This is a genomic window from Pseudofrankia inefficax (genome assembly GCF_000166135.1).
Taxonomy (GTDB): Bacteria; Actinomycetota; Actinomycetes; order Frankiales; family Frankiaceae; genus Pseudofrankia; species Pseudofrankia inefficax.
The window spans coordinates 6,817,011-6,828,886 of record NC_014666.1 but is presented as its reverse complement, the minus strand read 5'-3'; the positions used below and the strand labels follow the sequence as shown (position 1 = coordinate 6,828,886).

Genomic DNA, 11,876 nt, shown 5'->3' with positions numbered 1-11,876 from the left:
CTCAGCCGGGTACGACCAGCAGCCTGGCGCCCTTCAGCAGGCAGAACACGCTGACGGCCCCGAAGACGAACACCCACAGGAACCCCGGGACATGGGTGATCTGGGCAAGGATGTCCGCGTCGGAATCGCTCGGCCCACTCCGGCGCACCTGCCGCAGGATGACGACGGACCTGACCCCGGACAGCAGCAGGAACCAGGTGAGGAAATACGCGCACCAGCGCCCGAACCAGCCCGGCGCGTATCGCTCCAGCCCGACGAGCGCGGCGGCGCTCGACAGCAGGACGACGAGGCCGAACTTGTTGACGTCGACGAGAAGCAGGGCGACCAGCGCGAGCACGGCGAGAATGAACACCGAGGTCTCGTTGCCCGCGGCCAGCAGGCTCGCGGACGTGAGCCCGGCCAGCGGTGGGCTGACGTAGCCGGCAAAAAAGATCATGAAAACGCCGAACCGGCCCATCGACCCGAGTTCGAATCTGGTGAGCCCCCCGTCGCGGCGGTCGATGTGTACCTGCTTCACCCGCCCGCCGTGCGCCCACGTGAAGAGAGCGTGTCCCCCCTCGTGTAGCGCCGTATCCAGGTGGCGGCCCCACCAGCCGGCCGTCACCGCCCACAACGCCAACAGCCCGGTCATCACAGCCACAGCGCCACCCCCCGACAGCGCGTCCTGTTTCCTTTCGTTTCATGATGCGACCGCGGGGCGGATTCCCGAAGAGATTTTTCGTCCCGGCGGCGGGCCTGTGGTCTAGCGTCTCCTTGATCGCCGTTTTGGCCCTGGGATGGTCGCGACGGGCGCGTTTCCGCGACCACCTCGGGGCCCAAACGGCGATCATGACCGGTCCGGTGGCCGTGGTGTAGGACTCGCCCAGACTCCAGGCCCGAATTGGCCGGCAGGGTCACTGTGGCGGCAAAGTCGAAAGGTCAGCCGGGATCGTCAAAGCTGCTGGGTCATCCAGATGGATTGTTCGAGCTGGAAGCCGTGGCGGGCGTAGAACCGGCGCGCGGCGTCGTTGGGTGCCTCCGTCTCGAGGAAGACGCGCAGCACACCGGCGGCGCGGCAGGCGTCCAACAACGCGGGCAGCGCGGCGGAACCGAGGCCGAGCCCGCGGTCCCGGACGTAGATCTCGTCGAGCACGGCCTCACGGCCGCCAGACTCGAGGCTGTATCCCCAGCACAGGACGGCGTAGCCCGTCGGCTCGTCGTCGGGACCGTTGATGAACCAGACCTGGCCGAACTCGTCGTCGGCCAGCAGTGGGGCGAGCGCGCGGCCGACGCGGGCATCGTCGTGGTCGTGGCCGTCGATCGCGTTGAACTCCCGCACGAGCGTGAGGACGGTGTCGGAGTCAGCGGGCCGGGCACGGCGGATCGCGGTCACCCGCGCATTCTGCCGCCCCGCGCCGCGGCCTGACCTGCTCCCGACCATTCGGAACGGCCGGCCGCGCGGCCACCGGACACCGCGCCTGAGATCGGCGATGGCGGCACACGGCGCGACCGCGAGGTGGTTGACGGCGTGGCCGTGACTGGAATGGTGTTCCCGGCCGCCACGGATGCGGCCCTGGGTGCGTCAGCCGGTCGGGCGGACGGTCCGGGCGAGCGGCAGCAGGGGGAGATGCCGTCCGTCGGGCCGAGACAGTGCCCCTGGCCATGGGTGAACGCGGCCATCGGTCGCCATCGGCCGTCACCGCGGCTATCGTCAGACATGTGACGAGGGTCTCCTCGCCGGAGCCGTCGCCGATGCCTGCTAGAACGTGGTTCTGCTTCCGGTAGCCGCCGTCGTGCCGGTCGCGCCACCGGAGGCGGGTCACTGGAACGAGGGAGGCCGTCATGTATCCCGGCCAGTTCGCCGTGACCCATCCGGAGAAGACCGCGGTTCTCATGGGCGGCCCGGACTGGCCGGCGGCCACCGAGGCCGTGGTGACGCGCCTGAGCTATGCCGAGCTCAACGCCAGTTCGGTCCGGCTGGCCCGGCTGCTGGCCGAGAACGGTCTTGGGCCGGGCGACACGGTGGCGATTCTCGCCGAGAACCATCCGCGCTATTTCGAGGTCTTCTGGGCCGCGATTCGGTCCGGCCTTTACCTGACCGCCGTGAACTGGCATCTCGCGCCGAGCGAGGTCGCCTACCAGGTGGCGGATTCGGGCGCCCGCGCGCTGGTCGCCACCCGCCGGTTCGGCGAGCTGGCCGCGCAGGCCGCCGCCAGCGTGCCCGACTGCAGGGTCCGGCTGATGATGGACGGCGTCGTGGACGGGTTCGAGCCGTACGAGGACGCCGTCGCCGCCGTCTCCGCCGAGCCGCTGCCCACCGAGCCCGTGGGCGAGGTGATGCTCTACTCGTCCGGCACGACCGGCCGTCCGAAAGGCATCCAACGGCCGCTGGCCGGCCGGCAGGTGACCGACCCGGAACGCACCCGGATCTCGCTGTTGGGCGAGCTTCTGCTCCACTGGACCGAGGATCTGGTCTACCTCTGTCCGGCGCCGCTCTACCACGCGGCCGGGCTGCAGTGGTCCGGAGCGGTTCATGAGGTCGGCGGGACGCTGGTCATCCTGGACAGGTTCGACCCGGAGCGGCTACTCGCCGTCATCGAGCGGGAACGGGTCACCCACGTCCAGCTCGTGCCGACCATGATGGTTCGCCTGCTCAAGCTGCCCGACGACGTCCGTCGCCGCTATGACCTGTCAAGCCTGGTCAGCGTGCTGCACGCCGCGGCCCCCTGCGCGCCGGACGTCAAGCGGGCGATGATCGACTGGCTTGGCCCGATCATCGACGAGTACTACGCGGCGACCGAGGGCAGCGGGCTGACGTTCATCGGCTCGGCGGACTGGCTCGCGCACCCCGGTTCCGTCGGCCCGGCGCTGCGCAGCATCCCGCATATCTGCGACGAGGCCGGCGGCGAGCTTCCCCCAGGTGTGCCGGGGCTGGTCTTCTTCGAGCAGGAGACGGCACCGTTCGAGTACCACGGCGACCCGGAGAAGACGAAGGCCAGCCGTCACCCCGAGCACCCGAACTGGACGACAACCGGCGACGTCGGCTACCTGGACGAGGGCGGCTTCCTCTACCTGACCGACCGGAAGAGCTTCATGATCATTTCTGGTGGCGTCAACATCTACCCGGCCGAGGTCGAGGCGGCGCTGATCATGCACCCGAAGGTCGCGGACGTCGCCGTCTTCGGGCTGCCCGACCCTGAGATGGGGGAGTACGTCCACGCGGTCGTCGCCCCCGCCGCCGGGATCGAGCCGGACGACGACCTCGTCGAAGAGCTGCGTGCCTATGCCCGCGCCTCGGTCGCCCACTACAAGGTCCCGCGCACCTTCGCGTTCCGCCCCGAGCTCCCGCGCATGCCCACCGGAAAGCTCAACAAGCTCAAGCTCCGCGAGGAGTACCTGACCTCCGCACGCTGACCCTTCCGAGGTTCCGCCACTCAGACCGTCGGCCCTTGAACGGCTCAACTCGCCTTGATCGCCGTTTTCGCCCTCGCGTGGTCGTGAATGGGGCTCGCTTACGACCACGCGAGGGCCGAGACGGCGATCATGGCGGTGCCGGGAGGTGAGTTCGTCACGGCGACGAGCCGTGAAACAAAATTCTAGGTTGACGGTGCGTCCACGGGACTCGTAGTACAAGGTTGGATAGAAGGCCATCTTGCGGGAGAGAAACAAGGTTCCATACTGTTAGCCGGTGGCGGACCGGGCCCCGGGCGGGGATGACGTGGCTGGCGTGGACGACCTGGCGGGCTGGGGCCCTGCGCTCGCCGAGATCGGCCGGCGTAAGGAAGTAGCTGCCGGGATGGGCGGTGAGGCTCGGCTGGCCCGGCAGGCGGCCCGCGGCCGGCTGAACGCACGCGAACGCCTCGCCGCCCTGTTCGACAAGGACACGTTCTACGAGATCGGCGCCCTCGTCGGCGGCACCGACACCCCGCCGGTCCCCGCCGACGCGTTCGTCGCCGGCGCGGGGACCATCGACGGAAGGCCCGCTCTCGCCGGAGCCGAGGACGTCACGGTGCTCGGCGGCTCGATCGGCACCGGCGCCTCGGACAAGCGCTACCGCCTCTGTCAGCTGGCCCGCCAGGAGCAGGTGCCGCTGGTGATGATGCTGGAGGGCGCCGGCCACCGGGTCACCGAGCAGGCGACCGGCCGGCGGCCCGGCGATCTCGGCGGCCTGGTCGAGCTGTCCGGGCTGGTGCCGATGGTCTGCCTGGTGCTCGGTGCGTCCGCCGGCCACGGCGCGCTGACCGCGCCGCTGTGTGACTTCGTCGCGATGACCGAGACCGCGTCGATCTTCTCCGCCGGTCCGCCGCTGGTCCGCTCGGCGACCGGCGAAGAGATCACCAAGGAGGCGCTGGGTGGCCCGGCCGTCGCCGCGGCCACCTCGGGGGTCGTGCACAACGTCGTCGCCGACGACGTCGAGGCGATCGCGCTCGCGCGCCGGTACCTGTCCTACTTCCCGTCGAGCGCGGGCCGGCCGGTACCGCGTCACCTCGACGGCACCGACACCGGGCCCCGGCGTGTCGACGAGCTGCTCACGCTGATCCCGCCCGACCCGCGCCGGCCCTACCCGATCCGCCCGGTGCTCGACGCCATCGTCGACGACGGTGAACTGCTCGAGATCCAGCCCGACTTCGGCTCGTCGCTCGTCGCCGTCCTCGCCCGGCTGGGCGGGCGGGCCGTCGCGATCGTCGCCAACGACCCGAGCGTGCTCGCCGGCGCGATCAACAGCGACGCCGCCGACAAGGCCGCCCATTTCCTGCAGGTCGCCGGCGCGTTCGGGCTGCCCTGCGTGTTCCTCGCCGACAACCCGGGCGTGCTCGCAGGCAGCGCCGCCGAGCGGGCGGGCATCCTGCGCCACGCGGCCCGGATGTACGCCGTGCAGCACCGGCTGGCCGTTCCCAAAGTGCACGTGACGCTGCGCAAGGCGTTCGGGTTCGGCTCGTCGGTGATGGCGATGAACCCCTTCGACGGGCAGACGCTGACGCTCGCCTTCCCGTCGATCACCCTGGGCGCGCTGCCCGCGGGCTCGACCGCCAGCAAGATCGAGGACAGGGAGGAACGGGCCCGGGTGGCGGCCCAGCAGGCGAAGGCGTCCGTCACCGGCGGCGCCCGGCTCGCCTACGACGACGTGATCGACCCGCGCGAGCTGCGCAACGCCCTGCTCGCCGGCCTGATGCTCGGCGCGGGCCGGGCGGACCGTCCGGGAAGCCGTGCATCGCGGCCTGGAGGGATCTTGCCGTGACCAAGCTGGGATTACGCCTGCGCCTGTACCGGGCGGCGACGCTGACCGTGCCAGTCGACCAGGTCAGGCACGCCGAAAGCCTCGGCTACCACTCGGTCTGGACCGCCGAGGCGTACGGCAGTGACGCACTCACTCCGCTCGCCTACCTCGCCGCGCACACCGAGCGGATCAGGCTCGGCACCGCCGTCGTCCAGCTCGCCGCCCGGCCGCCCGCCACGCTGGCCATGCAGGCCATGACGATCGACGCGATGGCCGGTGGGAACCGGCTGATCCTCGGGATCGGCCTGTCCGGGCCGCAGATCGTCGAGGGCTGGTACGGCCAGCCCTGGGGCCGGCCGAACGCCCGGCTGCGCGACTACCTCCAGATCGTGCGCAAGGTGCTCGCGCGCCAGGAGCCGCTCGCGCACGACGGCTCCGAGATCCGGCTGCCCTACACCGGACCCGGCGCGCTCGGCCAGGGCAAACCACTGAAGTCGATCATGCATCCCGTGGCGCCCGTCCCGCTGTGGCTGGGTGCCGGCGGCCCGCGCAACGTCGCCCTGACCGCCGAGCTGTGCGACGGGTGGCTGCCGATGGGCCTCGGCCCCGAGGGCGTGCCGCCCGCGATCCGGGACCGGGTGGCGGCCGGTGGGTTCGACGTCTTCACCGGCGTGTCCGTCTCCCTCACCGACGACGTGCGGGGCGCGCTCGACGCGATGCGCCCGCTCACCGCGATGTACGTGGGTGGCATGGGCAGCGCGACGCACAACTACCACCATGACGCGATGGCCCGGCGCGGCTTCCCGACGCAGGCCGCGCGGATCGTCGAGCTGTGGCGTGCCGGCCACAAGGCCGAGGCGATCGCCGCCGTTCCCGACGACTACCTGGAGCAGACCGCGCTGCTCGGCTCCGCGGCCCGCATCCGCGCCCGCTGGGATGCCGGCTACCTGCCACCCGGCGTCACCGGCGTGATCGTCGACGCGCCCCAGCCGGAGGCGCTGGAACTGATGGCCGATCTGGCCGGCACCCGGGCGGTGGCCCCGTGAGCGGGTATGAGTTTCTGCTGGTGGACGCTCCGGCCGAGGGGGTTCGGCGGATCACGCTCAACCGGCCGGAGAAGCGCAACGCGATCTCGACGCCGTTGCGCACCGAGCTGCTCGACGCGCTGCGGTCCCACGACAACGACCCGGACGTCCGGGTGAGCGTCATCCGCGGCGCCGGCACCTGCTTCTCGGCTGGTTACGACCTCAGCTCGCCGCTGATGGCCGACCCGCCGTTCTACTCGGCGCCCGGTGACGGCCAGTGGGCCCGGCAGGCCGGCGACACCTGGTTCAGCCTCTGGGACCTGGCCAAGCCGGTGATCGCGCAGATTCACGGCTACGCCATCGCCGGGGCGACCGAGCTGGCGTCCGCCTGCGATCTCGTCTACATCGCCGAGGACGCGCTGGTCAGCTACCCCGTCGTCCGGGTGGCCAGCCCGCCGGACTGGCAGTACCACACGGTTCTGCTCGGCCTGCGGCACGCGATGGAGCTGATGCTGACCGGCGACGCCATCGACGGCGTCGAAGCAGCTCGCATCGGCTTCGCCAACCGCGCCTACCCGGCGGACCGGCTGGAGGCCGAGGTGCTGGCGGTCGCGGTCCGCATCGCCGGGGTGCCCAGCGAGCTGACCCAGATCAACAAGCGTTCGGTCCATCGCGCCTTCGACATCTGGGGCGCCCGCGCCGCCATCCGCGCCGGGACCGAGCTGCAGGCTCTCGCCGCGCACACCGAGGCGGCCGCCCGGTTCCGCGCGAACGCCCTGGCCGCGGTCAAGGCCGCCTCGGCGAAGCCGGCCACCGGCGGTCAGGAGGTCTGAGGCTGGGCGGACGCCGGGCGCGGCCAGAGACGGCCCTGCCTGCGCTCGATGGTGATGTTGTACTGGACGAGCAGGTGAGCGAGGGTCGCGACGTCGGCGGGGTCCCAGTCCGCCAGCACCCGGCCGACGCCGTTCACCGCCCAGTCGCGGTCCGCGTGCAGCCGGGCCAGGCCGGCTTCGGTGATCCGCAGCTTGCGGGCCAGGCCGCCGTCCGGGTCGGGAATGCGGCCGACCAGGCCTGCGCGCAGCATCGCGGCCGTCTGCCGGTTGATCGTCGAGGCATCCAGCCCGAACGCCTCGGAGAGCTGGCCGATGGACATCGGCCCCTCGGCCTCGATCCGCGACAACAGCAGGTAGGCGCTGCGTTCGAGCCGCTGGTTGGCCGCGGACCGGTTGGTGACCATGACGGTGTACCGGCTGATCAGCGTCAGCTCGCGCTCGATGGCGGCGATGGCGGCGCTGGCGCCCTCGGTGACGCCGGGGGCTCCGCCGGCGGGCTCGCGCTCCATGCGACACTCCCTCCTGAACACACCGGGTACGCGACTTAGCGTACTCGAAATGTGCGCTATGCACATAGTATGCACAGTGCACATCGGGCGGGGAGGGTCGGCGCGGCTCTCAGGTCAGGTGCCGTCGCCGAGGATGACGGCGCTGCGGCCGGCCGCGACCAGGGCCCGGTGGACGTCCTTCTTCACCTGGTTGACCGCGCTGCCGCGCAGCTGGCGGACCGCCTCCAGGATGTTGTTCACCCCGTGGATGTAGGCCTCTCCCAGCAGCCCGCCGTGCGTGTTCACCGGGATCGTGCCGTCGAGGTCGATGTGCCCGTCGGCGATGAAGTCCCTGGCCTCGCCCGGCGCGCAGAAGCCGTACGCCTCCAGCATGTAGAACACGACCGGGCTGAAGTTCTCGTACAGCATCGCGACGTCGAGGTCGCCCGGGGTCAGGCCGGTCGACTCGTAGAGCAGCCGGCCGCTCGCCTCCGCCTCGGGAAAGGCTGCCATGTTCGGGTGGTAGTAGTTGAACAGCACGTCGCCGTCGCGGACGTTGCCCTGCGCGGCCGCCTCGACGGTGACCAGCGGCTGGCGGAGGCCACGCGCGCGTTCCTCGGTGGTGACGACGAGCGCCACCCCGCCGTCGCTCTCCTGGCAGCAGTCGAGCAGCCGCAGGATCGGCTCCACGATCCAGCGTGAACGCTGATGATCCTCGATCGTGATCGGCCTGCCGTAGAACCAGGCATTCGGGTTCGTCGCGGCGTTGCGCCGGGCGACGACCGAGTAGAGCCCGAAGTCGGCGTTCGTCAGCCCGTAGACGTGCATGTACCGCTGGAACCAGAGCGAGTACATCTTCGTCGGCGCGTCCAGGCCATACGGCAGGTAGAAGTTGAACCCCGCGGACCGGGCCTGCTGCGCCGGCTGGCCGAACCGGTGTCCGGAGCGCTCGTTGAACGCCCGGTAGATCACCACCGCGTTCGCCAGGCCGGACTGGACGGCCGCCGCCGCGTGCTGGACGGTCGCGGACGCGCCGCCGCCGCCGAACGGCGTCCGGGACGCCCACCGGATCTCGTCGAGCCCCACGGTCCTCGCCAGTGCCAGCTCGTCGTTGGTGTCCTGGGTGAAGGTGACCGTGCCGTCGATGTCCTTGGGAGACAGGCCGGCGTCGGCGATGGCCGCGCGGACCGCCTCGGCGGCCAGCCGCAGCTCACTGCGGCCGGAGTCCTTGGAGAACTCGGTCTGCCCGATCCCGGCGATGGCCGCCCGCGTCGGCCGCGAGCCGGCCGCCATCACGTACCCACCCGCGGGCCCCGGCCCGCGGGCCGGAACTGGGGCAGCGTGCAGCCGTCGACCTCGGTGAAGAACACCTCGACCGGCAGCTCGCCCGTCACCTCGGTCGCGTCGATCTCCTGAAGGTTCGACACGAACCGGATGCCCTCCTCCAGGTCGACGAGAACGACGATCCGCCCCGGGTCGTCTGCCCGCGACGGGTGCTTCGAGACGATCCAGCTGTGGATCGTGCCGCGGCCGGACAGCTCGCGTTCCACCCAGTCGACCGATCCGCAGACCGGGCACATCGGTACCGGCGGATGGGCCAGGCGCCCGCAGCTCGCGCAGGCGTGCGCGACCAGCCTCCCGGCCTGGACGGCGTCCCAGAAGAACGCGTCGTCGCGGTCGGGGACCGGACGGATGACGCGGGGCATCAGACCTCCCAGGTTGTCCGAGGGCCGGCAGGCTCAGGGACGGTGCAGCAGGCTGGCGGAGACCGGTGCGATCTCCTGCCACAGGACGTTGACCGTCCGGCGGGCGAACCGCCAGAGACCGTCGGCGCCGCGGGCGTAGGCATCCCCGTAGCGGATCACCATCCGCAGGTCGGTCGGCACGCCGGCCTCGTCCGCGTGCAGGTGGTGGGCCTCGCAGTAGGCCTCGCCGGCGGCCCGGTCGCCGTCGATCTGGCAGCGGTGGTTGCCCACGAAGTGGAACGTCTCGGGGAACTTCGCGCCGAGCGCGCGCGGGATCGCGACCAGCGCCGCGGCACCCACCACGGGTGGCATCGGCTCGGCCAGGTGGGCGTAGCTGACCTGGAGCACGCCGTCCTCGGTGAACAGGGAGACGAACAGCTCCTCGTCGCGGGCGTCGACCGCGGCGGCGTAGCTCTCGGCGAGGTCGCGCAGCGCGAGCCGGTCGGCGGGGCCGCCTGCCGACCGACCGGCGGCCAGGATGCCTCGGGTCAGCTCCACAGCTTCTCCCAGCGCTGGCCCAGGTCGGTGACCCACGCGACGGCCTCGGCGCTGTCGGAGAGGAAGGCCGAGATCGCCACGGAGACCTCGGTCGCCCCGGTCTCGGCGAGGGCGGGCGCGCCGGCGAGGGTCCGGTCGAGGTCGAGGGCTCCGTCGTCGCCGCGGACCAGTGGGAGGGTGTGGCGCACGCGCGGGGTGGCGTCGCCACGGCCGGCGGCGGCCCAGGCCGCGCGGATCGCCGCGGCGCCGGTGGCGACGTTTTCGGCGGTCTCGCCCATGATCGGGATCCAGCCGTCGCCGAGTTCGGTGATCCGACGCAGGTTGCGCTTCGTCAGCGGGCCGCTGAACAGGATGGCCGGGCCGTTGGGCTGGGCCGGCTTGGGGTCGCACCAGATCTTCTCGAAGCGGACCGTCGGCAGGTCGACGGTGGCCGGGCCGGGTGCCCACAGCGCGCGGCAGGCGGTGATCGTGTCGTCCAGGAGCTGTGCGCGGTTGTCGAAGTCGAGGTCGAGCGTCTCGTACTCCTCGGGCTGCCAGCCGGTGCCGACCCCGAGCTCGAGCCGGCCGCCGGAGAGCGCGTCGAGGGTCGCGGCCTGCTTGGCCAGCAGGGTGGGGCGGCGCAGTCCCGCGATGAGGATGCCGGTGGACAGCCGGACCCGTGCGGTCGCTCCGGCGATGACGGACAGCAGTGTGAGTGGTTCGAGCCAGGGTGAGCCGTTCGGGAAGGGGAAGCGGCCCCAGGGGTAGCGGTCGTGCCGTTCGCCCATGATCACGTGGTCGCTCTGGACGAGGGTGTCGATGCCGGCGTCGTCGGCGGCGCGGGCCAGCTCGAGGATCCTGTGCTGTTCATCGGCCTTGTACAGCGACTCGCCGACGGGCAAGCCGAGCGCGAGCCGAGGACGTGACGTCGCCATGCCTCAGGCCTCCTCAGACTGCTTCAACATCACCATTTGTATATTGTCTACCTTAGATGGCCGGCGGGGGCCGCTACAGGTCCGCGACCGGTAACCGGGTGACCGGCGCGCGCAGCTGGGCCGCCCAGCCGACGACCCGGTCCCACAGGGCCGCGCGGCTCGGGGCCACGTTGGCGTTGTGGTAGGCGCCGGGCTGGACGTACAGCGTCACGTCGGGGCAGGACGTCAGATGGCTCGGGGCCTCGTGCGGTGGGCCGGCGATGTCGTGCTCGGCCAGGCCGATCATCGTCGGCACGTCGATCGCCGCGAGGGCGTCGGCGTGGCTGCCGGGAATCATCGCCGCCAGCCCGCACGGCGTGATCAGGTCCGCGGCGCAGCCGCGCAGCGACGCTGCCGCCTCGGCCGGCAGGTCCGGGCCGACGAGCAGCTCCAGGGCGCCGGATCCGCTCGGCACCAGCGCCCGGCCGAAACGGGCCTTCGCCAGGTCGGCGATCGATGCCCGCACCCGCGCCGGGTCGCCGGCGGCCGCGAGCTCGTCCCGGCCCAGCACCTGGGGCATCCCGGCACCGGCGTGGCCGAGCAGCACCAGGCCGTCATAGAGCCGGTGGCGGGCCTGCTGGATCGCGACCAGCATCCCGCCCATCGAATGGCCGACCCCCAGGACGACCGGGTCGCGCGGCGCGAGCTGCTCCAGCACCCGTCGAACCGCCGCCGCGTCGACGTCGGCCACCACCTCCGGGACCAGCGTCCACGGGTCGGCGGGGGTGTCGCTGCCGCCGGTGGCGAGGTGGTCGACGAGCAGGACGGTGATCCCGGCCGCGGCCAGGTGCGCCGCCATGCTGTACGGGGCGCGGTGCGCGGCGGCCGGGCCGAGCCCGTCCAGGTCGAAGTATCCGGACGACATCGCGCCGCCGGCGAAACAGCACGCGATCACCGGCCGGTCCGGCGAGTGTGACGGGTCACGCACGAGGGTGACCGCGACCTGCTCGGCTCCCCGGGGCGCACGGTCCCCGGCCGGGACCCGGAAGCTCTTGCGTTCGAGCGACAACGACTCTCCCCTCTCGGCCGATCTCGGACATCCTGACCTCGCCCGCGCTGCCGGGGCCGGCGTCGTGTCTCGTCAACGCTGCCAGCGCCTGAGCCACTTCGGTCCGGTTGTTAGTGTCCGTACCACAT

Annotated in this window: 12 protein-coding genes; 4 read left to right on the top strand and 8 right to left on the bottom strand. The window is 71.7% G+C overall.

Annotated features, from left to right (window positions below):
* Position 1: 1 nt before the first annotated feature.
* Both FRAEUI1C_RS27685 and FRAEUI1C_RS27680 read right to left on the bottom strand, forming a co-directional pair.
* Positions 2–631 carry a M50 family metallopeptidase gene (locus FRAEUI1C_RS27685; RefSeq protein WP_232425553.1) on the bottom strand — a complete coding sequence of 210 codons (630 nt, stop codon included), beginning with the start codon at positions 629–631 and terminating at the stop codon, positions 2–4.
* Positions 632–931: 300 nt separating this feature from the next.
* Positions 932–1,372 (bottom strand): GNAT family N-acetyltransferase, encoded by a 441-nt coding sequence (locus tag FRAEUI1C_RS27680; RefSeq protein WP_063748016.1) that lies wholly within the window; start codon positions 1,370–1,372, stop codon positions 932–934.
* 449 nt (positions 1,373–1,821) lie between these two features.
* On the opposite strand from FRAEUI1C_RS27680, the gene FRAEUI1C_RS27675 reads away from it, so the two are divergent.
* From FRAEUI1C_RS27675 to FRAEUI1C_RS27660, 4 genes are all read left to right on the top strand, one after another.
* Entirely contained in the window at positions 1,822–3,393 is a 1,572-nt protein-coding gene (locus tag FRAEUI1C_RS27675) for an acyl-CoA synthetase (protein ID WP_013426673.1), read from the top strand.
* Between the two features lie 274 nt (positions 3,394–3,667).
* A complete protein-coding gene (locus tag FRAEUI1C_RS27670; RefSeq protein ID WP_157735056.1) occupies positions 3,668–5,218 on the top strand; it encodes an acyl-CoA carboxylase subunit beta in 1,551 nt (516 codons plus the stop codon).
* On the top strand, positions 5,215–6,243 hold the full coding sequence (locus tag FRAEUI1C_RS27665) for an LLM class F420-dependent oxidoreductase (RefSeq protein WP_013426671.1): 1,029 nt from the start codon (positions 5,215–5,217) through the stop codon (positions 6,241–6,243). Before FRAEUI1C_RS27670 ends, FRAEUI1C_RS27665 begins: the two co-directional genes overlap by 4 nt.
* The gene (locus FRAEUI1C_RS27660) at positions 6,240–7,055 is read left to right on the top strand and encodes an enoyl-CoA hydratase/isomerase family protein (RefSeq protein ID WP_013426670.1); all 816 of its coding nucleotides are present in this window, start codon (positions 6,240–6,242) and stop codon (positions 7,053–7,055) included. The genes FRAEUI1C_RS27665 and FRAEUI1C_RS27660 overlap by 4 nt, the downstream gene beginning before the upstream one ends.
* Here the strand turns inward: FRAEUI1C_RS27660 and FRAEUI1C_RS27655 are convergent.
* The 6 genes from FRAEUI1C_RS27655 to FRAEUI1C_RS27630 all read right to left on the bottom strand — a co-directional run bounded on the left by FRAEUI1C_RS27655 (position 7,043) and on the right by FRAEUI1C_RS27630 (position 11,748).
* A complete protein-coding gene (locus FRAEUI1C_RS27655; RefSeq protein ID WP_013426669.1) occupies positions 7,043–7,564 on the bottom strand; it encodes a MarR family winged helix-turn-helix transcriptional regulator in 522 nt (173 codons plus the stop codon). The genes FRAEUI1C_RS27660 and FRAEUI1C_RS27655 overlap by 13 nt on opposite strands.
* A 114-nt stretch (positions 7,565–7,678) precedes the next feature.
* A complete protein-coding gene (locus FRAEUI1C_RS27650) occupies positions 7,679–8,836 on the bottom strand; it encodes a thiolase C-terminal domain-containing protein (RefSeq protein WP_013426668.1) in 1,158 nt (385 codons plus the stop codon).
* Positions 8,836–9,249 carry a Zn-ribbon domain-containing OB-fold protein gene (locus tag FRAEUI1C_RS27645; RefSeq protein ID WP_013426667.1) on the bottom strand — a complete coding sequence of 138 codons (414 nt, stop codon included), beginning with the start codon at positions 9,247–9,249 and terminating at the stop codon, positions 8,836–8,838. The genes FRAEUI1C_RS27650 and FRAEUI1C_RS27645 overlap by 1 nt, the downstream gene beginning before the upstream one ends.
* A gap of 33 nt (positions 9,250–9,282) precedes the next feature.
* Positions 9,283–9,786, bottom strand: a complete 504-nt coding sequence (locus FRAEUI1C_RS27640) for a nuclear transport factor 2 family protein (protein WP_013426666.1) — start codon at positions 9,784–9,786, stop codon at positions 9,283–9,285.
* A complete protein-coding gene (locus FRAEUI1C_RS27635) occupies positions 9,777–10,700 on the bottom strand; it encodes a TIGR03619 family F420-dependent LLM class oxidoreductase (protein WP_013426665.1) in 924 nt (307 codons plus the stop codon). The genes FRAEUI1C_RS27640 and FRAEUI1C_RS27635 overlap by 10 nt, the downstream gene beginning before the upstream one ends.
* A gap of 73 nt (positions 10,701–10,773) precedes the next feature.
* Positions 10,774–11,748 carry an alpha/beta fold hydrolase gene (locus FRAEUI1C_RS27630; RefSeq protein ID WP_013426664.1) on the bottom strand — a complete coding sequence of 325 codons (975 nt, stop codon included), beginning with the start codon at positions 11,746–11,748 and terminating at the stop codon, positions 10,774–10,776.
* Between the last annotated feature and the right edge of the window lie 128 nt (positions 11,749–11,876).

Bases quoted from the DNA above. Each gene is read 5' to 3' on its own strand.
- FRAEUI1C_RS27675 (WP_013426673.1), top strand. From the start codon at position 1,822: ATGTATCCCGGCCAGTTCGCCGTGACCCATCCGGAGAAGACCGCGGTT.
- FRAEUI1C_RS27650 (WP_013426668.1), bottom strand. From the start codon at position 8,836: ATGGCGGCCGGCTCGCGGCCGACGCGGGCGGCCATCGCCGGGATCGGG.
- FRAEUI1C_RS27635 (WP_013426665.1), bottom strand. From the start codon at position 10,700: ATGGCGACGTCACGTCCTCGGCTCGCGCTCGGCTTGCCCGTCGGCGAG.
- FRAEUI1C_RS27655 (WP_013426669.1), bottom strand. From the start codon at position 7,564: ATGGAGCGCGAGCCCGCCGGCGGAGCCCCCGGCGTCACCGAGGGCGCC.
- FRAEUI1C_RS27685 (WP_232425553.1), bottom strand. From the start codon at position 631: ATGACCGGGCTGTTGGCGTTGTGGGCGGTGACGGCCGGCTGGTGGGGC.
- FRAEUI1C_RS27645 (WP_013426667.1), bottom strand. From the start codon at position 9,249: ATGCCCCGCGTCATCCGTCCGGTCCCCGACCGCGACGACGCGTTCTTC.